The sequence below is a fragment of the Variovorax sp. PAMC 28711 genome (assembly GCF_001577265.1).
Taxonomy (GTDB): domain Bacteria; phylum Pseudomonadota; class Gammaproteobacteria; order Burkholderiales; family Burkholderiaceae_C; genus Variovorax.
Window position 1 is genome coordinate 3,127,975 of sequence record NZ_CP014517.1, and the last position, 20,962, is coordinate 3,148,936.

The 20,962-nt window shown below is 65.4% G+C and carries 19 protein-coding genes and 2 pseudogenes; 2 read left to right on the forward strand and 19 right to left on the reverse strand.

Annotated elements, in window-relative coordinates:
* Nucleotides 1-101: 101 nt before the first annotated feature.
* Entirely contained in the window at nucleotides 102-734 is a 633-nt protein-coding gene (locus tag AX767_RS15160; RefSeq protein WP_237288469.1) for a 2-keto-4-pentenoate hydratase, read from the forward strand.
* Here the strand turns inward: AX767_RS15160 and AX767_RS15165 are convergent.
* The 4 genes from AX767_RS15165 to AX767_RS15180 are packed head-to-tail and all read right to left on the reverse strand — an operon-like array spanning nucleotide 724 to nucleotide 4,769.
* Entirely contained in the window at nucleotides 724-1,248 is a 525-nt protein-coding gene (locus tag AX767_RS15165; RefSeq protein WP_068632096.1) for a M48 metallopeptidase family protein, read from the reverse strand. The two genes, AX767_RS15160 and AX767_RS15165, sit on opposite strands and share 11 nt — an antisense overlap.
* Nucleotides 1,245-2,513: an Hsp70 family protein gene (locus tag AX767_RS15170; protein ID WP_443082783.1), complete on the reverse strand. Its 1,269-nt coding sequence runs from the start codon at nucleotides 2,511-2,513 to the stop codon at nucleotides 1,245-1,247. Before AX767_RS15170 ends, AX767_RS15165 begins: the two co-directional genes overlap by 4 nt.
* The gene (gene lysS / locus AX767_RS15175) at nucleotides 2,507-4,066 is read right to left on the reverse strand and encodes a lysine--tRNA ligase (protein WP_082755029.1); all 1,560 of its coding nucleotides are present in this window, start codon (nucleotides 4,064-4,066) and stop codon (nucleotides 2,507-2,509) included. The genes AX767_RS15170 and lysS overlap by 7 nt, the downstream gene beginning before the upstream one ends.
* A 55-nt stretch (nucleotides 4,067-4,121) precedes the next feature.
* Nucleotides 4,122-4,769: an LON peptidase substrate-binding domain-containing protein gene (locus tag AX767_RS15180; RefSeq protein ID WP_237288471.1), complete on the reverse strand. Its 648-nt coding sequence runs from the start codon at nucleotides 4,767-4,769 to the stop codon at nucleotides 4,122-4,124.
* A gap of 49 nt (nucleotides 4,770-4,818) precedes the next feature.
* Between AX767_RS15180 and AX767_RS15185 the strand changes: the two genes are divergently transcribed.
* Nucleotides 4,819-5,376, forward strand: coding sequence for a YggT family protein (locus AX767_RS15185; RefSeq protein ID WP_068632098.1), 558 nt, complete (start codon nucleotides 4,819-4,821; stop codon nucleotides 5,374-5,376).
* Between the two features lie 10 nt (nucleotides 5,377-5,386).
* On the opposite strand, the pseudogene accD reads toward AX767_RS15185, so the two are convergent.
* The 15 genes and pseudogenes from accD to AX767_RS15260 all read right to left on the reverse strand — a co-directional run bounded on the left by accD (nucleotide 5,387) and on the right by AX767_RS15260 (nucleotide 20,946).
* A pseudogene (gene accD, locus AX767_RS15190) lies at nucleotides 5,387-6,258 on the reverse strand (acetyl-CoA carboxylase, carboxyltransferase subunit beta).
* Nucleotides 6,259-6,285: 27 nt separating this feature from the next.
* Nucleotides 6,286-7,131 (reverse strand): tryptophan synthase subunit alpha, encoded by an 846-nt coding sequence (gene trpA, locus AX767_RS15195; protein ID WP_068632099.1) that lies wholly within the window; start codon nucleotides 7,129-7,131, stop codon nucleotides 6,286-6,288.
* Entirely contained in the window at nucleotides 7,128-8,408 is a 1,281-nt protein-coding gene (gene trpB, locus AX767_RS15200; RefSeq protein ID WP_068633757.1) for a tryptophan synthase subunit beta, read from the reverse strand. Before trpB ends, trpA begins: the two co-directional genes overlap by 4 nt.
* 49 nt (nucleotides 8,409-8,457) lie before the next feature.
* A complete protein-coding gene (locus AX767_RS15205; protein ID WP_068632100.1) occupies nucleotides 8,458-9,141 on the reverse strand; it encodes a phosphoribosylanthranilate isomerase in 684 nt (227 codons plus the stop codon).
* Nucleotides 9,138-9,950 (reverse strand): tRNA pseudouridine(38-40) synthase TruA, encoded by an 813-nt coding sequence (gene truA / locus AX767_RS15210; RefSeq protein WP_068632101.1) that lies wholly within the window; start codon nucleotides 9,948-9,950, stop codon nucleotides 9,138-9,140. Before truA ends, AX767_RS15205 begins: the two co-directional genes overlap by 4 nt.
* A 24-nt stretch (nucleotides 9,951-9,974) precedes the next feature.
* A complete protein-coding gene (locus tag AX767_RS15215) occupies nucleotides 9,975-12,578 on the reverse strand; it encodes a FimV/HubP family polar landmark protein (protein ID WP_068632102.1) in 2,604 nt (867 codons plus the stop codon).
* A 167-nt stretch (nucleotides 12,579-12,745) separates the two neighbouring features.
* The gene (asd, locus tag AX767_RS15220; protein ID WP_068632103.1) at nucleotides 12,746-13,888 is read right to left on the reverse strand and encodes an aspartate-semialdehyde dehydrogenase; all 1,143 of its coding nucleotides are present in this window, start codon (nucleotides 13,886-13,888) and stop codon (nucleotides 12,746-12,748) included.
* Nucleotides 13,889-13,971: 83 nt separating this feature from the next.
* Nucleotides 13,972-15,069: a 3-isopropylmalate dehydrogenase gene (gene leuB, locus AX767_RS15225; RefSeq protein ID WP_068632104.1), complete on the reverse strand. Its 1,098-nt coding sequence runs from the start codon at nucleotides 15,067-15,069 to the stop codon at nucleotides 13,972-13,974.
* 30 nt (nucleotides 15,070-15,099) lie between these two features.
* Nucleotides 15,100-15,750 (reverse strand): 3-isopropylmalate dehydratase small subunit, encoded by a 651-nt coding sequence (gene leuD / locus AX767_RS15230; RefSeq protein WP_068632105.1) that lies wholly within the window; start codon nucleotides 15,748-15,750, stop codon nucleotides 15,100-15,102.
* A 16-nt stretch (nucleotides 15,751-15,766) separates the two neighbouring features.
* On the reverse strand, nucleotides 15,767-17,188 hold the full coding sequence (gene leuC / locus AX767_RS15235) for a 3-isopropylmalate dehydratase large subunit (protein WP_068632106.1): 1,422 nt from the start codon (nucleotides 17,186-17,188) through the stop codon (nucleotides 15,767-15,769).
* A gap of 37 nt (nucleotides 17,189-17,225) precedes the next feature.
* Nucleotides 17,226-18,155 (reverse strand): LysR substrate-binding domain-containing protein, encoded by a 930-nt coding sequence (locus AX767_RS15240; protein WP_156481049.1) that lies wholly within the window; start codon nucleotides 18,153-18,155, stop codon nucleotides 17,226-17,228.
* Nucleotides 18,156-18,303: 148 nt separating this feature from the next.
* Complete coding sequence (locus AX767_RS15245) at nucleotides 18,304-18,417, reverse strand: entericidin A/B family lipoprotein (RefSeq protein ID WP_443082784.1); 114 nt, start codon at nucleotides 18,415-18,417, stop codon at nucleotides 18,304-18,306.
* A gap of 170 nt (nucleotides 18,418-18,587) precedes the next feature.
* Nucleotides 18,588-19,897 (reverse strand): annotated as a pseudogene (gltA, locus tag AX767_RS15250) (citrate synthase).
* A gap of 24 nt (nucleotides 19,898-19,921) precedes the next feature.
* Nucleotides 19,922-20,230, reverse strand: a complete 309-nt coding sequence (locus AX767_RS15255) for an FAD assembly factor SdhE (protein ID WP_068632109.1) — start codon at nucleotides 20,228-20,230, stop codon at nucleotides 19,922-19,924.
* A 14-nt stretch (nucleotides 20,231-20,244) separates the two neighbouring features.
* Complete coding sequence (locus AX767_RS15260; protein WP_068632110.1) at nucleotides 20,245-20,946, reverse strand: succinate dehydrogenase iron-sulfur subunit; 702 nt, start codon at nucleotides 20,944-20,946, stop codon at nucleotides 20,245-20,247.
* Nucleotides 20,947-20,962 lie beyond the last annotated feature (16 nt).

Below are 20,962 nucleotides of genomic sequence, written 5' to 3' on the forward strand. Positions count from 1 at the left end.
GCCATGGATACGTTGCCCGATCGTTGTCGGCCGACCTCACGTACCGAGGGCTACGCCGTGCAGGCGCGGCTCGAGCCGCGCAGCGCGAAGCCGGTGGCGGGATGGAAGATCGCGGCCACCAGCATCGCGGGCAGAAGCACATCAACGTCAGCGGCCCGCTCGCGGGCCGGCTGTTCGCCGAGCGCATTCACGCGGACGGCGCCACGCTGTCGATGGCGGGCAATCGCATGGCGGTGGCCGAGGCCGAATTCGTCTTCGAGATGGCGCACGACCTGGTGCCGCGCACGGCGCCGTACAGCCAAACCGAAGTGATGGCTGCCGTCGCCGAACTGCACCTCGGCATCGAAGTGCCGAACTCGCGCTTTCTGAATTTCGTCGGCGCCGGCGAGGCTCAGCTCATTGCCGACAACGCCTGCGGCCACGAATTCGTCCTTGGCCCGCGTGTCGACATCGCCTGGCGCGACATCGAACTGGCGGCACATGCCGTGCACGCGACTGTCGAAGGCACGTCGCGCCGCTACGAACGCGACGGCATCGGCGCCAACGTGCTGGGCGACCCGCGCATCGCACTCACCTGGCTCGCGAACGAGTTGTCGTCGTTGGGCGTCACGCTCGGAGCGGGGCAACTCGTGACAACGGGGACGTGCGTGGTGCCGCTCGAAATTGCCGTGGGCGATACGGTGACCGCCGACTTCGGCGTGCTGGGCGTCGTGTCGGCGCGCTTTACGGCTTGAGCGGATCGAGATCGGTCGACCACAGGCGCGCGCCGCCGCCTTCCAGGTGCGTCAGGTAGAGCCGAAGATCGAGTTCCAGCCGGTGGTAATCCGGCTCCATGTGCGTGCACAGCGAATAGAAGGCCTTGTCATGATCGCGCTCTTTCATGTGTGCGAGCTCGTGCACGACGATCATGCGCAGCCATCCTTCGGGGACTTCCTTGAAGAGGCTGGCCACCCGGATCTCGCGCTTCGCTTTCAGCTTGCCGCCCTGCACGCGCGACACCGTCGTGTGCGTGCCCAGCGCGTTGCGGATCACGTGCAGCTTGTTGTCGAACATCACCTTGGCGAGCGGCGGCGCGTTGCGCATGAACTCGCCCCTGAGCGCATTCACGTAGTCGTAGAGCGCACGATCGGTGCGCACCGTGTGCACCTCGGTGTAGCGATTCTTCAGCAGCGCGCCGAGGCCGTCGTCGGCGATCAGTTGCTGCACTTGGGCCTGTAACGTCGGCGCGTAGCCCGACAGGTATCTCATCGAAATCGTGCCGCGCACGCGAGGCCCGCGGCCACGCCGCCGAACAGGTCGCCCTCAATCAGCGGGACGCCGACGAAGCTCTTGCGCAACGCCTGCTGGAACGGTCGCAGCGCCGACGAACCGCCGGTCAGATAGACCGCGTCGAGGTCGTTGCTGCGCAGGCCCGCGCGCTTCACGCAGGCATGGGCGCACGCGACCACGCTGTCGAGCAGCGCGGCCAGTTGCTGCGCCATGTCGGCGGGCGAGAGCGAGGCGGCCAGCTCGACTTCGAGGTAGGACAAATCGATCGACACCGTGGCGTCGCTGATGGAGCCATCGATCTTGGCCTGCTCCACATCGCTCGCGATGCGATGGCCGTCGCGTTCTTCCAGTGCGGTCATCAGGCGTTGATGCAGCCGCGGGTCGCTGTAGCTCGTGCGCAGTTCCTGCGCCTGGCGGATGGCCTTGGGTGCATAGAGCCAATTGATGAGGTGCCACGACGACAGTTCGAAGAACACCTTGCTCGGGACTTCGCGCCCCTGCACGCCGGTGTGCCGGAAACCGAGGAGCGGCATCACGCGGTCGAGGTTCAGGCGCTGGTCGAAATCGGTGCCGCCGATGTGCACGCCGGTGGTGGCGAGCACGTCGTCGTCGCGTTCGGCGCGCAAGGCGCGTTCGGGCCCCACGCGCACCACGGTGAAGTCGGAGGTGCCGCCGCCGATGTCGACGATCAGGATGACCGACTCCTTCGTCACGCGTTGCTCGTAGTCGAAGGCCGCGGCGATCGGCTCGAGCTGGAAGGCGATGTCCTTGAAGCCGGCCGCGTGCGCCGCGTGGCGCAGGCTCTCTTCGGCGCGCTGGTCACGCTTGTCGTCGTCGTCGACGAAGTGCACCGGCCGGCCGATCACGACCCGGCTGGGGCGCATGCCGAGTTCGGTCTCGGCGCGGTTGCCGAGCTCGTGCAGGAAGCGCGCGATGATGTCCTCGAAGCTCACCAGCCCGTCGTAGATCGCGGTTTTTTCCTGCATGAGCGCACTGCCCAGCAAGCTCTTGAGCGAGCGCATCAGGCGCCCCTCGGTCCCCGCCAAATAGAGGGCGATCGCTTCGCGGCCGAAGTGCGTGCTGCGGTCTTCGGCGTTGAAGAAGATGGCCGTCGGCAGCGTGGTCGCGCTGCCTTCGACCGGCAGCAGGCGCGCGGTGCCGTCGACCCGGCAGGCGACCGCGGAGTTGGAGGTGCCGAAGTCGATGCCGATCGAAGGCGCGGCGATGGCGGCCGTGCTCAAGATTCCCGACGCAGCGCCGGAAACAGGATCACGTCGCGAATGCTCGGCGAATCGGTCAGCAGCATCATGAAGCGGTCGATGCCGATGCCGCAGCCGCCGGTGGGCGGCATGCCGTACTCGAGCGCACGCACGAAATCGTGGTCGTAGAACATTGCCTCGTCGTCGCCCGAATCCTTGGCGGCGACCTGCGCGTTGAAGCGCGCGGCCTGGTCCTCGGCGTCGTTCAGCTCGCTGAAGCCATTGCCGAATTCGCGGCCGGTGATGTAGAGCTCGAAGCGCTCGGTGACTTCCGGCCGGTCGTCGTTGGCGCGGGCCAGCGGCGAGATCTCGGTCGGGTGTTCCATGATGAAGGTTGGTTGCCAGAGCTTTTCTTCAACCGTCTCTTCGAAGTACATGACCTGCAGGCTCGCGAGGCTGCGTTGGGAGAGCTTGTCCTTCTCCTCATTCAGGCCGAGCTTGCGCAGCGCGTTGATGAGCCAGGCGCTGTCGTCGACGTTGTCGCCAGCGTCGGTGTGCTTGACGATGGCCTCGCGGATCGTGAGGCGCTCGAACGGCTGGCCCAGGTCGACGGCCTTGCCGCCGTACGTGAGCTGCTCGCTGCCGACCGTCTTCTTGGCGATCGTGCGGATGATCAGCTCGGTGAAGTCCATCAGGTCCTGGTAGTTCCAGTACGCCGCGTAGAACTCCATCATCGTGAACTCGGGGTTGTGCCGCACGGAGATGCCTTCGTTGCGGTAGCTCCGGTTGATCTCGAAGACGCGCTCGAAGCCGCCGACGATCAGGCGCTTGAGGTACAGCTCGGGCGCGATGCGCAGGAACATCTCCTGGTCGAGCGCGTTGTGGTGCGTCTTGAAGGGCTTGGCGTTGGCGCCGCCCGGGATGGGGTGCAGCATCGGCGTCTCGACTTCGAGGAAGTCGTTGGCCACCATGAACTCACGCAGTGCGCTCACCGCCTTGCTGCGCGCCTTGAAGCGGTCCCGTGCGGCCTCGTCGGTGATGAGGTCGACATAGCGCTGGCGGTACTTCTGTTCCTGGTCGGCCATGCCGTGGAACTTGTCGGGCAGCGGGCGCAGGCTCTTGGTGAGCAGGCGAAGCTTCGTGACCTTGACCGACAACTCGCCGGTCTTGGTCTTCATGAGCGTGCCTTCGGCGCCGATGATGTCGCCCAGATCCCAGCGTTTGAAATCGGCGTAGATCGCTTCGCCCAGCGCATCGCGCGTCACGTAAAGCTGGATGCGGCCGGTGGCGTCTTGCACGGTCGCGAAACTGGCCTTGCCCATCACGCGCTTGAGCATCATGCGGCCGGCCACGCTGACCGACACGGCCTGCGCTTCCAGGGGCTCGGCGTCGATCCCGCCGTGCGCGGCGCCCAAGGCGTCCGCACGATGGCGGGGTTTGAAGTCGTTGGGGAACGTGACGCCCTTGCCTGCGGCTTGCGCGGTGCGCAGCAGGCCGAGCTTTTCGCGGCGCTCGGTGATGAGCTGGTTTTCGTCGACAGCGGGTGCGGCCGGCGGTGCCGCCGGCGTGGGAACGTGTGGAATCAGATGATCGGACATGGTGCGAATTTTAGCCCGTCCACCCTGTCGAATTTGCTATCAAAGAGATAGCAAGCTATTCAGCAATCCCAGTGCGTGCGAGCAGATCGCTGACGAGTTCGAGCCGCATCAGCGGGCTGTCGAGTTCCATGAGCCGTTGTCGGGCGGCGGTCGATACCGGCAGCATTTCGCACCAGCGGTTGGCGACCCATCCACAATCGTCGAAGCGGCGGGGCGATCCGATCGGCAGCGGCGACGTGTCGCCGGTCTCCATGCGTTGCCGCTCCTCCAGCGCATCGACCAGGCGCTTCAGCGCGACGGCCGTGTGCCCCAGATCGTCGGGGATGGCCAGGGCGACGTCGTCGGCCATCGCCTCGACGTCGGCCGTCCAGAGACCGTATTTCTGCAGCGCGCTGGCCTGGACGCGAAAGCGCTGCGTCCCGAGGCACTCGATCTGCAGAAGGCCGGCTTGCGGCGCTTCGAAGGTCTTGATCGTGGCGAGCGTACCGACCGCTGCGAAGCTCTCGGTGGCGGCACCGGCCTTGCGCACCTCGTCGCCTTGCGACAGCGCCACCACGCCGAAGGGCGCGCCGTGCTTGTGGCACTTGCCGATCATGTCGAGGTAACGCACCTCGAAGATGCGCAACGGCAGCACGCCGTCCGGAAAAAGGACCGCGCCCAGGGAGAACAAAGGCAGCGAATACAGAAGGGGTTGTGTCGTCATCGATGAGCCTCGCGTGGCTATCATCGCACTCCGTCAAAAGACCGCACACATGCTCTACCAGATCCCCTCGTTCCTGCTCGACGTGATCGTCGGCCTCCTCGGCGGCGCCTGCCTGCTGCGGCTCTACATGCAATACCACCGTGTGCCGTTCGGCAATCCGCTCGGGCGCTTCGTGTTCGCCATCACCGACTGGATCGTGATGCCGCTGCGGCGCATCGTGCCGTCGTACAAGCGCTGGGACCTGGCCAGCCCGATCGCGGCCTGGCTGCTGGTGATGGCGAAATTCCTGCTGCTGTGGCTGCTGCTTGGCGACTTCGGAAAGATCGCGATCCTTCCACTGATTTCGCTGGTCGGCTTGCTGCAGCTGGCGGTGTCGGGACTGACCGCGCTGTTGATCGTCTACGCGATCCTGTCGTGGGTGCCGTCGGCCAATTCGATGCTGCTGGAGCTCATCGGTCGGCTGGCCGAGCCCGTGGTTCGGCCGTTCCGCCGTTTCATCCCGCTGGTCGGCGGCGTCGACCTGTCGCCGCTGGCCGCCATCGTGATGCTGCAGGTGATCGCGATCGTCCTGGGCAACGCGATGGGCTGGGCCTTTTCGCTGGGTTAACGGTGGCGGGTCAGACGACCGCGTCGGCCGGCTGGCGCAGCAGCATCGCCAGCGTGCTGGCGATCGTCTTGCGCAACTCGCGACGGTCGCTGATGAAGTCGATCGCGCCTTTGGTCTGCAGGAATTCCGAGCGCTGGAAGCCTTCGGGCAAGGTCACACGCACGGTCGATTCGATCACGCGCGGCCGGCGAAGCCGATCAGTGCCTTGGGTTCGGCAATCACCACGTCCCCGACGAAGGCGAAGCCGGCCGAGACACCGCCCATGGTCGGGTCGGTAAGCACGCTGATGTAGGGCAGCCCCTTTTTTGCCAGGCGGGTGAGCGCCGCGTTGGTCTTGGCCATCTGCATGAGCGAAAGCAGACCTTCCTGCATACGTGCACCGCCGGTCGCGGTGAAGCAGATGAAGGGCACTTTCTGCTCGATGGCGGTTTCGACGCCGCGCACGAAGCGCTCGCCGACCACGCTGCCCATGCTGCCGCCCATGAACTCGAACTCGAAGCACGCGACCACGACGCTGATGCTGTGCACGGAACCGCCGAGCACGACCAGCGCATCGGTTTCGCCGGTGTTCTCGAGTGCTTCTTTGAGCCGCTCGGGGTATTTGCGGCTGTCCTTGAATTTCAGTGCGTCGATCGGCAGCACTTCCTGACCGACTTCGTAGCGGCCTTCGGCGTCCAGAAAACTGTCGAGGCGGGCGCGGGCGCGGATACGGAAGTGGTGCGTGCAGCTCGGGCACACGTTCTGGTTGTGCTCGAGGTCGGTCTTGTAGAGCACCGTCTCGCAACTCGGGCATTTGATCCAGAGCCCTTCGGGCACCTGGCGGCGTTCGCTCGGGTCGGTCTGGGCAATTTTCGAGGGCAGCAGTTTTTCAAGCCAGCTCATTGGGGGAGATCTCCTGAAGTTCGCGGATTATCGGCCAGCCGCGTTCTTGGCGGTGGCGGCGGGCAGGGCATCGAGGGCTTCGCGGATGCCGGCAAGGAATTCGGAGACGAGCGGCACGACCTGTTCGCGCGGCTGGCCCTCGATCAGCTGGATGATCTTCGTGCCGATCACGACCGCATCGGCGGCCGAGCCGACCGCCTGCGCGGTGCGTGCGTCGCGGATGCCGAAGCCCACGCCGACCGGGATGTTCACGTGCGCCCGGATGCGCGGGATCATGCGGCCGACCGCTTCGGTATCGAGGTGGCCGGCACCCGTCACGCCCTTGAGAGAAACGTAGTAGACGTAGCCCGTGGCGATGCGCGCGACCTGCGCCATGCGCTCGTCGGTGCTCGTGGGGGCCAGCAGGAAGATGAGGTCGATGTTCGCGGCGTGCAGGCGGGCGGCGAACGCTTCGCATTCTTCGGGCGGGTAGTCGACGATCAACAGGCCGTCAACGCCGGCTGCCGCCGCGTCGCGGATGAAGGCGTCGCGCCCATGCACCAGGTCGTATTTCTCGACCGGGTTGGCATAGCCCATCAAGACCACCGGCGTGCTCGCGTCCTCCGCCCGGAAAGCGCTCACCATCGCGAGCACCTGCTTCATGCCGACGCCCATCGCAAGCGCCGCTTCGCCGGCTTTCTGGATGACCGGGCCGTCGGCCATCGGGTCGGAGAACGGCACGCCGAGCTCGATCACGTCGGCGCCTGCCGCGACCATGCCGTGCATGAGCTCCGGCGTGATGTCGGCGAACGGAAAGCCCGCGGTGACATACGGAATCAGCGCACGGCGGCCGTCTTTTTTTAACGCCTTGAAGGTGGCGGCAATGCGGCTCATGCCTTGCCTCCCTTGACACTCAGGCCGCGCATCGACGGCCGGTCGTAGAAGTCGACACCCGACAGGTCGGCCACGGTGCCGATGTCCTTGTCGCCGCGACCGGAAAGGTTCACCAGGATCGACTGGTCGGGCCGCATCGTTTTCGCGAGTTTCATGGCGTAGGCCACCGCGTGCGCCGATTCGAGCGCCGGAATGATGCCTTCGGTGCGGCACAGGTAATGGAACGCCTCAAGTGCTTCGGTGTCGGTGCAGCCGACGTATTCGGCGCGACCGATGTCGGCCAGGAACGCGTGCTCCGGGCCGACGCCCGGATAGTCCAGGCCGGCGCTGATGCTGTGCGTCTCGGTGACCTGACCGTCCTCGTTCTGCAGCAGATAGGTGCGGTTGCCATGCAGGACGCCCGGGGTGCCGCGCAGGATCGATGCAGAGTGCTTGCCGCTGTCGAGGCCTTCACCGGCCGCCTCGACGCCGATCAACCGCGTGTTCGCAAACGGAATGTAGGGGTGGAAGATGCCCATTGCATTGCTGCCGCCGCCCACGCACGCCACGACCACGTCGGGCTGCTTGCCTTCGGCTTCGCCGGTGATGCCGTCGGCCGCCAGCATGGCCGGCATCTGGTCAATGCACTCGTTGCCGATCACGCTCTGGAAGTCGCGCACCATCATCGGATAGGGGTGCGGGCCGGCCACCGTGCCGATGATGTAGAAGGTGTTTTCGACGTTGGTGACCCAGTCGCGCATCGCTTCGTTGAGCGCGTCTTTCAGCGTCTTGCTCCCGGATTCCACCGGCACGACGGTCGCGCCGAGCAGGTTCATGCGGTAGACGTTGGGGCTCTGGCGCTTCACGTCCTGGCTGCCCATGTAGACCACGCATTCGAGGCCGTAGCGCGCGCAAATCGTCGCAGTGGCCACGCCGTGCTGGCCGGCGCCGGTTTCTGCGATCACGCGGGGCTTGCCCATGCGTCGCGCGAGCATCGCCTGGCCGATCACGTTGTTGATCTTGTGCGCGCCGGTGTGGTTGAGGTCCTCGCGCTTCAGGTAAATCTGGGCGCCGCCCATCTCCTGGCTGGTGCGCGCCGCGTGGTAGACCGGCGAGGGCCGGCCGACGAAATGCTTGAGCTCGTAGTGGAATTCGGCAAGGAAGGCCGGGTCGTCCTTGAACTTGGCATACGCGTCGCGCAGTTCGGCGATCGCGTGGGTCAGCGTCTCGCTGGCAAAGGTCCCGCCGTAGTTGCCGAAGTGGCCGGTGGCGTCGGGTTGCTGGTAAGTGGTTTGCATGGTCTCGATCGGTGGGCTGCACCCGGTCGATACGCGCCGGTGCAGCAAATCAGGAGGGGAAGGCGTCGGCCGCCCGGACGGCGGCCACGAATTCGCGGATCTTGCCGGCGTCCTTGATGCCCCTGGAGGCCTCGACGCCGGAGCTCACGTCAACGGACAGCGCCTTGCAACGTGTCCGGAGCGCGCGAATGCCATCGCCCACGTTTGCAGGTGTGAGTCCACCACTCAAGACGAGGTGAGCGTCGACGGCGTGAGGAAGAAGTGACCAATCGAATGCCTTGCCGCCACCGCCAAAACCGTCGACATGAGCGTCGAGCAGGATGGCCTGGGCGCGGGAGAAATCGGAAGCGTATTTTACGAGGTCGAAGCCGGCACCTGCGGCGCCGAGGGGAATCCGCGCGGCGCGGAGGAATCGGTGCCGTCCCTGGCCGCTGGATTCCCAGCATTGCGCGGGCGTTTCGTCCCCGTGAAATTGCGCCGAGGCGCCCGCCACGGCAGCCAAAGCCGCGATCGCTCCAGCGGCAGATTCGTTGACGAACAGCAACACCGGCGTGACGAAGGGAGGTAAGCGCGAAGCCAGTTCGGCCGCACGCTCTGGTGTCACGGCGCGCGGGCTTGCCGCATAGAGCACGAAGCCGACGGCATCGGCGCCGGCTTCGACCGCCGCGTCGACGTCTTCTTCACGGGTCAGGCCGCAAATTTTCAAGCGGGTGCGGGCAGCGAAGGATGTCATGGCGGGCCATCATACGGAGCGCCTGCGTGACCCAGCGTTGCTTCCGGCGGCAGACCCCACTGCGCGTCGTACTGCGGGCCGCGGAAATACAAACCGGCTGCGGAGAAGGTCGGTGCCGCCACTTTGCGGCTGCGCGCAGCAAGCACCTCGGCAATCCATTCGGGCGGCGCGTCGCCGCGGCCGATGCGCACCAGACAGCCCATCAGGTTGCGGATCATGTGGTGCAGGAAAGCATCGGCCTCGAACTCGAAGTGCCAGCGGCATCGGTCGCCCTCGCCGTGGCGCGTGATCGCGATGCGGCGCACGTCCTTCACCGGCGAGCGGGCCTGGCAGGCGGACGCCCGGAACGAACTGAAGTCGTGCTGGCCGATGAGGAGGGCGGCGGCCACGCGCATCGAATCGCCGTCGAGTGGATACATCGACCAGCCGACGCGGCCGGCGTCGAGACTGGGGCGCACCGGCGACTGTGACAGCACGTAGAGATAGCGGCGCGCCAGCGCGCTGGCGCGGCAGTGGAACGCGTCGGGCACCGGCTGCGCCCACTGAACGGCGATGTCAGGCGGCAGGAAACGGTTGGTGCCGCGCACCCAGGAGATGGTTTCGCGCGCGATGTCCGTGTCGAAGTGGATGACCTGCATGAGGCCGTGCACGCCAGCATCGGTTCGGCCTGCGCACAAAGTCGAAATCGGCCGGTCGGCGAACTTGCCGAGGGCCGATTCCAGTTTGTCCTGCACGGTGCGGCCCGAGCGCTGGCTCTGCCAGCCCTCGTAGGCCTGCCCGTTGTAGCGAATGCCGAGGGCCAGCCTCACGACAGGGTCATCGACCGTTGCCGATCAGTGCAGCTGGGCGAGCAATTGCTTCGCTTGCGACTTCACGTCGCCGGAGCTTTCGGACTCGACTTCCTCGACCAGCGAGCGGGCGCCTTCGACATCGCCGAGCGCCTGCAACTCGCGCGCCAGGGAGAGCTTGATCGCATGCGGGCTTTCAGCGCCCTCGTCGAGCGGCTCCAGGCGTCCGGGTTCGGTGTCGGCCGGTGCGCGGGGCAGGCTGCCGAGCGAACTCATGTCGAATTCGATGAAGCCCGAGTCGCCCGGCAATCCGGCGCGCAGGGTGGCGGGCTGGGTGTGGTCGTCGTCCAGGGCGGCCGAGCGGGTGACCGGTTCGAGCGGACCCGGCGCAGTGTCGAAGTCGTTTTCGAGATCGATATCGGCGCCGAGCGGGGCCACCGGCTTGAGCGCCGCAGCAGGCGGCAGGCTGGCGCTGACCGGTGCCGCTTTCGGCGCCGGCGGCTTGCTCAGGTCCAGATCGAAATCCAGTGGTGCGACCGAGGGCACAAAGGCGGGCGGCGGCGCTGCGTCGTACAGGGGGGTCGGCGTCTTGATCATCGGCACGGTCACGCTGTGGTCGGCCAGCGGCGCGGCGATGTCGGCGAGTGGTACTGCGGCGGTGCGCATGCCCGCCTCGTAGAGCGGGTTGCCGGGATCGAGGTCCTTGCCCATGTCGACCACGCGGTTCCATTCATTGCCGCTGCCGCCGGTGAGCTTGTGCACATCGGTGGCCAGTGCCTCGTACGCGCGCAGGTCGCGGCGCTTGGCGTGGATTTCGAGCAGCTTGATGTGGATCGCGGTGCGTTCCGGGTTCACGCGCATCGCCTCGCGCAGGATTTCTTCGGCCTGCAGGTCGCGCCCGTAGGCCAGGTACACGTCGGCTTCCGCCACCGGGTCGACGTCGCCCGCATCGAGCTGGCTCGGCGAGTACGACAACGACGACACCACCGAGTTGCCGCGGTTCTTGGTGTCGACGGATTCGCCGCCGCTGGCACCGAAAAACGAGTCTTTCGGCATGCGGCTTTCGAGGAATACGCTGTCACCCGCGTCCTGGCGTTTGCGGCCCAGCACGCGATAGAGCAGGAAACCGATCAGCAGCGCGATCAGTGCGGCGCCCGCCAGCATGAGCGGGTTGTCGAGCAAATCGGCGAAGAAGCCGCGCGCTTCGGTTGCGGGCGGCGTGGCGGCCTTGACGACCGGCGTGGCGGGGGGAACGGCAGCCGGCGCCGACGCGGCGACCCCCGGCATCGCTGGCGTTGCCGCGAGCGGTGCTGTCATGGCTGCGCCCGCCGTGGATGCCACGGTCGCGGGCGGGGTCACGGCCGCCGGAACGGGCACGGCTGGCGTCGCCGTGACGGCGGCGGGCGCTGCGGCCACCGTTGGCGCAATCGCCGTGGCGGGCGTGGCCGGAGCGACCGTCGGGGCCAACGGGGCCACGGGGGTTCCGGTGGCTGCCTGGAGCTTGTTGAGATCGTTGAGATTCTTGGACAGCTCGGCGACCCGGCTCTTGCCGTCTTGTGCCTGGCGATCGCGTGCGACCTTGTCTTCCGCTGCGCGCGCAGCCGCGCTGTTCTGCGTGATGGTCAGCTTGTCCGGCGACGCGGCTGCCGCGTTGCGGTCTTCCACATTGGTTTGCAACTTGCCTGATGCCTGGCGGTCGGCGCTGGCGACGCGCGACGTGGGTGCGTTGTCGGCGAGCCGGCGGCGGTAATCGCCGAAGTCGCGGCTCTGGGCCGTGACGGTCCGCCTGGCTTCGTCGGGCGGCGTGGCCGATGCCTGCGCCGCGCTCGGCACTTCGATCACCGCGCCGGCTTTCATGCGATTGATGTTGCCGCCGATGAAAGCGCCGGGATTGGCGCGCAGCAGCGCCACGAGCATTTGATCGAGCGAAACGTCGGCCGGCTTGTAGGCGCCGGCGATCCTGCTGGCGGTGTCGCCAGCCCGCACGGTGACCTGTTGCTCCCCGGTCCCGGTGCGGACGGCCGACTCGGGGGCTGGCGCGGCCGTTGTCACGGCAGGGGTCGCGCGTTCACGGCGTGGCGCAGCCTGGACCACGGTGGGTGCACTGCGCTGCACGGGCACGGGCGCGCTCATCTGGGGCGGAAGCGGCGCAACCTGCGCCGCGGCGGCAGCGGACTGCCGGCTGGACGGCGGATCGAGCAACACGGTGTAGTCGCGCACGATCCGACCCGAACCCCAATTGGCTTCGAGCAGCAGATCGACGAACGGGTCGTTGAGCGAGCGCGTACCGGTCAGGCGCACGATGTAGCGGCCATCGGCGCGGCGCTGCAGACTGGTGCGCACGTCGGACAGCGAGGCGTTGTAAGCGACGCCGGCCGCGCGAAACGCCTCCGACGAAGCGATGTTGACCTTCATGCCATCAGCTTCTGCGGCCGTGATCTCGGTCACTTCGATCTCGGCGCGCAGCGGTTCGCCCAGTGCCGATTGCACATTGAGCCGGCCGAACGCCAACGCGTTGGCGTCGGTGCTGACCACGCCGAGTGCCAGCGCCATGGCGGCGCTGAGCAGCGTGAGCTGACAGCGACTCGCCAACGTCGGATTCGGGCAGGTGGCCGACAGGCTGGCCGCAGGCAACAGAGGTCTTGTCATGCTGATAGGGGCAGCTCGGCCCAAAAAGTGTAAGAGGACGTTAACATCATCATCCTGCACTGACAAGGCGGCCAGCGCTTATCTACCAGTGCGCGCCAACTTCGGCACATTCGACCTGTTGCAACGCGGCAACGAAGCCGCGCTGAAACCGGTCTCCGGCCCCTGGCTCAGCCTTGCAGCAGGATGCGCAGCATGCGGCGCAACGGTTCGGCGGCGCCCCACAGCAATTGGTCGCCGACGGTGAAGGCGCCGAGGTACTCCGGGCCCATCGCCAGCTTGCGCAGGCGGCCGACCGGAATGCCCATCGTGCCCGTCACCGACACCGGCGTCAGGTCACTGACCGTCGCCTCGCGCGTGTTCGGCACCACGCGCACCCACTCGTTGTCGGCGGCGATCAGCGCCTCGACATCCGCCAGCGGCACATCCTTCCTGAGCTTGAACGTGAGCGCCTGGCTGTGGCATCGCATGGCGCCGACGCGCACGCAGAAACCGTCGACCGGCGTCGCGGTGGTGCCGAAGGCTGCGCCCTGGCCGAGGATCTTGTTGGTTTCAGCGCCGGCCTTCCATTCTTCCTTGGACATGCCGTCGCCCAGGTCCTTGTCGATCCATGGGATCAGCGAGCCGCCCAGCGGCGCGCCGAAATTGGCCGTTTCGGCGGCACTCAGGTTCTGCTGCTTGTGCAGCACCTTCCGGTCGATCTCTAGGATGGCGGACTTCGGATCGTCGAGCAGCGAGCGAACTTCGGCATTGATCGTGCCGAACTGGGTGAGCAGTTCGCGCATGTGCTGCGCGCCACCGCCCGATGCGGCTTGATAGGTCATGCTGGTCATCCACTCGACCAGGCCGGCCTTGTAGAGCGCCCCCACGCCCATCAGCATGCAGCTGACGGTGCAGTTGCCGCCGATCCAGTTCTTGCCACCCTTGGCGAGCGCGTTCTGGATGACCGGTAGGTTGACCGGGTCGAGCACGATGATCGCGTCGTCGTTCATGCGCAGCGTCGAGGCGGCGTCGATCCAGTGGCCATTCCAGCCGGCAGCCCGCAGCTTGGGGAATACCTCGCTGGTGTAGTCGCCGCCCTGGCAAGTGATGACGATGTCGCACTTCTTCAGCGCGTCGATGTCGTGCGCATCCTTCAGCGTGGTCTCGTTCTTCGCCATCGCCGGGGCCTTGCCGCCGGTGTTGGATGTCGAGAAGAAGACCGGCTCGATGAGACCGAAGTCGCCTTCGGCCTGCATGCGGTCCATCAGGACCGAGCCGACCATGCCGCGCCAGCCGATGAGACCGACGAGAGTTTGGGATGCGTACGCCATTTCAGTGTGCCCTTGTGGAAAAAGAAAAGTTTCTCTTTGCGCCCGACTCGTCGAGCCGGGGGGCGTGACGAAGCGGGCTGCGGTTAGCCGGTAATCGTCTTTTTGGTGGTGGAAGCGAGCGCTGCAACGACCGCGTCACCCATCTCGCGGGTGCCGACGCGCTTCGTGCCCGCCGACCAGATGTCGCCGGTGCGAAAGCCCGCGGCGAGCACCGACTTGACCGCCGACTCGATTCGGTCGGCAGCTTCGGTTTGGTGGAGGGAGAAGCGGAGCATCATGGCAGCGGACAGGATTGTAGCCAAAGGATTCGCCACCCCCTTGCCAGCGATGTCTGGCGCGCTGCCGTGGCTCGGTTCGTACAGGCCCTGGTTGCTCGCGTTGAGAGACGCCGACGGCAGCATGCCGATCGAGCCGGTGAGCATCGCGGCCGCGTCCGACAGGATGTCGCCGAACATGTTGCCCGTGACGATGACGTCGAATTTCTTCGGTTCCTTGACCAGCTGCATCGCGGCATTGTCGACGTACATGTGGTCGAGCGCGACGTCGGGGTATTGCTTGCCGACCTCGGTGACGATGTCTTTCCAGAACTGGAAAGTCTCCAGCACGTTGGCCTTGTCGACGCTGGTCACGCGCTTGTCGCGCTTTTGCGCCGCCTTGAAGGCGACGTGCGCGATGCGCTCGATCTCGGGGCGCGAATAGCGCATCGTGTCGAAGGCTTCTTCAGCGCCGGGGAAGTGCCCGTCGACCGCCGTGCGGCGGCCGCGTGGCTGGCCGAAGTAGATGTCGCCGGTCAGTTCGCGAATGATGAGGATGTCCAGGCCGGCGACCAGCTCGGGCTTGAGGCTCGATGCATCGACCAGCTGCTCGTAGCAGATGGCCGGACGAAAGTTCGCGAAGAGGCCGAGGTTCTTGCGCAGGCCCAGAATGGCCTGCTCAGGGCGCAGCGGCCGGTCGAGCTTGTCGTACTTCCAGTCGCCGACCGCGCCGAACAGCACGGCGTCGGCCTCCTTGGCGAGCTTGAGCGTGGCCTCGGGCAACGGATGGCCGTGCGCTTCAAAGGCGGCGCCGCCGACGAGGGCCGTTTCCATTTCGAACGGGAGGTCGAGCACGTCGAGGACGCGAATGGCCTCGGCGACGATTTCGGTGCCGATGCCGTCACCCGGGAGAACTGCGATTTTCATGATGTCTTCTGGAAATTGAATGGATGCCGATCAGCCGACCATCGTGTGGGCGAGCCAGGGCTTTTGCGCAAGGCGTTCGGTCTCGAAGGCCTTGATCTTGTCTTTCTTCTGCAACGTCAGGCCGATGTCGTCCAGCCCGTTGAGCAGGCAGTACTTGCGGAAAGGCTGGACGTCGAACGCGAACTCGGTGCCGTCGGGCTTGATCACGACCTGGCGTTCGAGGTCGACGGTCAGGCTGTAGCCGGGGAACGCGAAGGTCTCGTCGAACAACTGCGCCACCTTCGCTTCTGGCAACACGATCGGCAGCAGGCCGTTCTTGAAGCTGTTGTTGAAGAAGATGTCGGCGTAGCTCGGCGCGATGATGGCGCGAAAGCCGTACTGGTCGAGCGCCCACGGTGCGTGTTCTCGCGACGAGCCGCAACCGAAGTTCTTGCGCGTGATCAGCACCGATGCGCCGGCGTAGCGCGGCTGGTTCAGGATGAAATCGGGGTTCGGTTTGCGCGAAGCGGGGTCCTGGCCGGGCTCGCCCGGATCGAGGTAGCGCCACGCGTCGAACAGATTCGGGCCGAAGCCGGTCTTGCGGATCGATTTGAGGAATTGCTTCGGAATGATCGCGTCGGTGTCGACGTTCTCGCGGTCCATCGGGGCCACGAGGCCTTTGTGCACGGTGAATTTCTGCATGGTGTTTTCCTTCTGATCAGGCCAGGGTGCGGACGTCGACGAAGTGGCCGTGCACGGCGGCGGCGGCGGCCATCGCTGGGCTCACGAGGTGCGTGCGGCCACCGGCGCCTTGCCGGCCTTCGAAGTTGCGATTGCTGGTTGACGCGCAACGCTCGCCGGGCTCGAGGCGGTCGGCGTTCATCGCGAGGCACATCGAGCAACCGGGTTCGCGCCACTCGAAGCCGGCGGCCTTGAAGATCACGTCGAGGCCTTCGCGCTCGGCCTGTTCCTTCACGACGCCGGAGCCCGGCACGACCATCGCCAGCTTGACGTTCTTCGCGATCTTCTGGCCGATTTTCTTCACGACCGCGGCGGCTTCGCGCATGTCTTCGATGCGCGAGTTGGTGCACGAGCCGATGAACACCTTGTCGATGAAGATGTCGTTCATCGGCTTGTTGGGTTCCAGGCCCATGTAGGCCAGTGCGCGCTCGATCGCGTCGCGCTTGTTGGCGTCCTTTTCCTTGTCGGGATCGGGCACGCGGCCGTTGATGTCGGTGACCATTTCGGGCGAGGTACCCCAGGTCACTTGCGGCAGGATTTGCGTCGCGTCGAGTTCGACGACGGCGTCGAAGGTCGCGCCGGGGTCGGACTGCAGCGTCTTCCAGTAGGTGACGGCGTGGTCCCATTCGACGCCGGTGGGCGCGAAAGAGCGGCCCTTCACGTACGCGATGGTCTTCTCGTCCACGGCGACGAGGCCGGCGCGCGCGCCCGCTTCGATCGCCATGTTGCAAACCGTCATGCGGCCTTCCATGCTGAGGTCGCGAATCGCCGAGCCCGCGAATTCGATGGTGTAGCCGGTGCCGCCCGCGGTGCCGATCTTGCCGATGATCGCGAGCACGATGTCCTTCGCGGTGCAGCCCAGCGGCAGCTTGCCTTCGACCTTCACGAGCAGGTTCTTGGCCTTCTTGGCAAGCAGGGTCTGCGTGGCCATCACGTGCTCGACCTCGCTGGTGCCGATGCCGTGCGCCAGCGCGCCGAACGCGCCGTGCGTCGAGGTGTGCGAGTCGCCGCAGACCACCGTCATGCCCGGCAGCGTCGCGCCCGATTCGGGGCCGATCACGTGCACGATGCCCTGACGTTTGGAGAGGAATGGGAAGAACGCCGCCGCGCCGAATTCGCTGATGTTGCTGTCCAGCGTGGTGATCTGCTCCTTGCTGATCGGGTCAGTGATGCCGTCGTAGCCGCGCTCCCAGTGGGTGGTGGGCGTGTTGTGGTCGGCCGTTGCGACCACCGAGCTGATGCGCCAGAGCTTGCGGCCCGCCACGCGCAGGCCTTCGAAGGCTTGCGGGCTGGTCACCTCATGGACCAGATGCCGGTCGATGTAGAGGATCGAGGTGCCGTCTTCCTCGGTGTGGACGACGTGTTCGTCCCAAAGCTTGTCGTAGAGCGTGCGTGCCATGGTGGTCTCTTTCGTGGGGAGGTGATTGTCTTGTGGTTCAGGTTGCGCCGTGCAGGTGCTTCACGAGCGTGCGGGCTGCGACGGGAAGCGTCGAGAAGTCGCGCGCGACGAGCCGGATTTCGCGCTCGGCCCAGGCGTCGTTCAGCGCGACGCGCACGAGCCGGCTGCCGATGCCGGCCTGCAGCAGGTCGAACGCGCGCTCAGGCATCACGCCGACGCCGAGGCCGTTGTCGATCATTCGGCACATCGCGTCGAGGCCTGTCACGTGGATGCGCAAGCGGATCGCGCGGCCGGCGTCGAGCGCGGCCTGGTGCATCGCGACGTAGATCGAGCTGTTGGTATGCAGGCCGACGTGGTCGTCGTCCAGCGTCGCGACGAAATCTACGGCCAACTCCGTCGCCAGGGCATGCGCCGCGGGCACGATCAACACCAGACGATCGCGCCGGTACGGCAGGCTCTGAAGTTCGCTGCTGCCGTCGGCCACGTGGCAAATGCCGAGGTCGGCAGCACCTTCCTGCACCGCGCGCAGCACTTCGCTCGACAAATGTTCTTCGAGGTCGATCTTGATGGCCTCGTGGGCGCGCGTGAAAACGCCGAGGTCTTCCGGCAGAAACTGCACGATGGCCGAGATGTTGGCGTGCACCCGCACGTGGCCGCGCACGCCGTCGGCGTATTCGCTGAGCTCGCCCTGCATCTTCTCGAGGCTGTAGAGCACCGAACGCGCATGGTGCAGCAGGCTTTCGCCAGCCGGGGTCAGGTCGACGCCGCGCGCATGGCGATAGAGCAGGGTGGTGTTGAGCGTGGCTTCGAGGTCGGAGAGTCGCTTGCTGATGGCCGAGGCAGCGATGAATTCACGCTCGGCAGCGCGTCCGATGCTGCCGAGTTCGCAAACGGCCACGAACAGTTGCAACGACGTGAGGTCGATGCGGCGGGCGAAGCTGCGTTCGGATTGGGACGATTGGGACATGCGGATAGTCATCTTGTTTCAAGATGACTATCCGCATTGTCCTGCGGTTTTGGATGCCCTGTCATCGCAATGCACGATGCCATCGTTGCCGGCAATAGATGAAAAAAGCGGGCCGCAGCCCGCTTGGTATGGCGTCTCGAGCCAGCTGTCAGTTCTTCTTTTCGGCGGCGTTCTCGATCTTCGCGCCACCCTTCTGGATGTCCTGGCCTGCGCCGGCCATGGTGTTGCAACCGGAAAGGGTGATGCCGAAGGCAAAGGTCATGGCGAGCAGTGCGGCGATTTTCTTCATTTCTAGACTCCTGGAAACGTTGGTGAGTGGGATCGTGGAGTTCCCTCCGACATGAAAATTAACGCGTTGTCGGGCCCGTTCTTGTCAGCCATGACGCAAAAAAGCTGCCCGCAGGCAGCTTTTTCAGGCAAGCGCCGAAGCACTCAGCGGCTGGCGATGGGTTTCACGTCACGCTGGGGCGAACCTTCGAACAGCTGGCGCGGGCGGCCGATCTTGTATTCCGGGTCGCCGATCATTTCGTTCAGCTGGGCAATCCAGCCGACTGTGCGGGCCAGTGCGAACACCGCCGTGAACAGCGGCACCGGAATCCCGATGGCGCGCTGCACGATGCCGGAGTAGAAATCCACGTTCGGGTAGAGCTTGCGCGATACGAAGTACTCGTCTTCCAGGGCGATCTTTTCGAGTGCCATCGCCAGCTTGAAGAGCGGGTCGTTTTCCAGGCCCATTTCGGCCAGCACTTCCTTGCACGTTTCCTGCATCAGCTTGGCGCGCGGGTCGTAGTTCTTGTAGACGCGATGCCCGAAACCCATCAACTTGACGTTGGAGTTCTTGTCCTTGACCTGCTTGATGAACTCACCGATCTTTTCGACGCCGCCCGCCTTCTGGATGTCGTAGAGCATGTTGAGCGCTGCTTCGTTGGCGCCGCCGTGCGCCGGGCCCAGAGGCAAGCCACGCCGGCTGCGATGGCGGCGAAGGGGTTGGTGCCCGACGAGCCGCACAGGCGCACGGTCGAGGTCGACGCGTTCTGCTCGTGGTCCGCGTGCAGGATGAAGATGCGGTCGAGCGCGCGCTCGAGCACCGGGCTCACCTTGTACTCCTCGCACGGCGTGGCGAACATCATGTGCAGGAAGTTGCCGGCGTAGCTCAGGTCGTTGCGCGGGTACATGTACGGCTGGCCGATCGTGTACTTGTACGCCATGGCCACCAGCGTGGGCATCTTCGCGATCAGGCGGATCGCGGCGATCTCGCGGTGCTTCGGATTGTTGATGTCCGTGCTGTCGTGATAGAAGGCCGACAGGGCGCCGACCAGGCCGGTCATGATGGCCATCGGGTGCGCATCGCGGCGGAAGCCACGCAGGAAGAACTGCATCTGCTCGTTGACCATCGTGTGGTTGGTCACGAGCTTGGTGAAGTCTTCCTTCTTGCCCGCGTCCGGCAACTCTCCGTACAGCAGCAGATGGCAGGTCTCGAGGAAGTCGCAGTTGGTCGCGAGTTGCTCGATCGGGTAGCCGCGATAGAGCAATTCACCCTTGTCGCCATCGATGTAGGTGATCGCCGACTGGCACGATGCGGTCGACATGAAGCCCGGGTCGTACGTGAACATGCCGGTCTGTGCGTACAGCTTGCGGATGTCGATCACATCGGGACCCACGGTGCCCTTGTAGACCGGCAAGTCGACGTTGTCTCCGCCGTTGCTGAAGGACAAGGTGGCCTTGATATCAGAGGCTTTCATTGCGACTTTCTTTCAGATTGAAGTTCAGGATTGGGAAAAGGAAGCCGGCGTTGGTGGCGTGCGCATCAGTTTCAACAAATCGACAACCGGTGCGGTGGCCAGTTCGGCCTCCGGCTCCTTGCGGCGGAGCAGCAGATCGAGCAAGTCGTTGTCTGCCAGATCCATCAACGTCTCCAGTGCCTGCGCTTGCCCAAGGGTCAAGCTGGATTCATGCCGATCGAAAAACCGGGCAATGAACAGGTCGTTTTCAAGCAGGCCGCGTCGGCAACGCCATCGCAGCTTGCTCAGCGCGCGAACGCCGATCAGTGCGCCGGAGGGGTCGGTGGCTTGCATGTTTGGCATCGGGCTCAGACCGCGCGGCGGACCATGAGCTCCTTGATCTTGCCGATCGCCTTGGTCGGGTTCAGGTTCTTCGGGCACACGTCGACGCAGTTCATGATCGTGTGGCAGCGGAAGAGGCGATACGGGTCTTCCAGATTGTCCAGGCGTTCGGCGGTGGCTTCGTCGCGGCTGTCGGCGATGAAGCGATAGGCCTGCAGCAGGCCGGCGGGGCCAACGAACTTGTCCGGGTTCCACCAGAAGCTCGGGCAGCTGGTCGAGCAGCTCGCGCACAGGATGCACTCGTAGAGGCCGTCGAGCTCTTCGCGCTCCTCGGGGCTCTGCAGGCGTTCCTTTTCAGGCGGCACGTTGTCGTTCTGCAGGTATGGCTTGATCGAGTTGTACTGCTTGAAGAACTGCGTCATATCAACGATCAGGTCGCGGATGACGGGCAGGCCCGGCAGCGGCTTCAACACGATCGTGCCCTTGAGCGTGAGCATGTTGGTCAGGCAGGCGAGACCGTTCTTGCCGTTGATGTTCATTGCGTCGGAGCCGCAGACGCCCTCGCGGCACGAGCGGCGGAACGACAGCGTCGGGTCTTGCGCCTTGAGCTTCATCAAGGCGTCCAGCAGCATGCGCTCGTGGCCGTCGAGTTCGATCTCGATGGTCTGCATGTAAGGCTTGGCGTCCTTGTCCGGGTCGTAGCGGTAAATCTGGAATGTGCGCTTCATCGGGGTGACCTTTTAA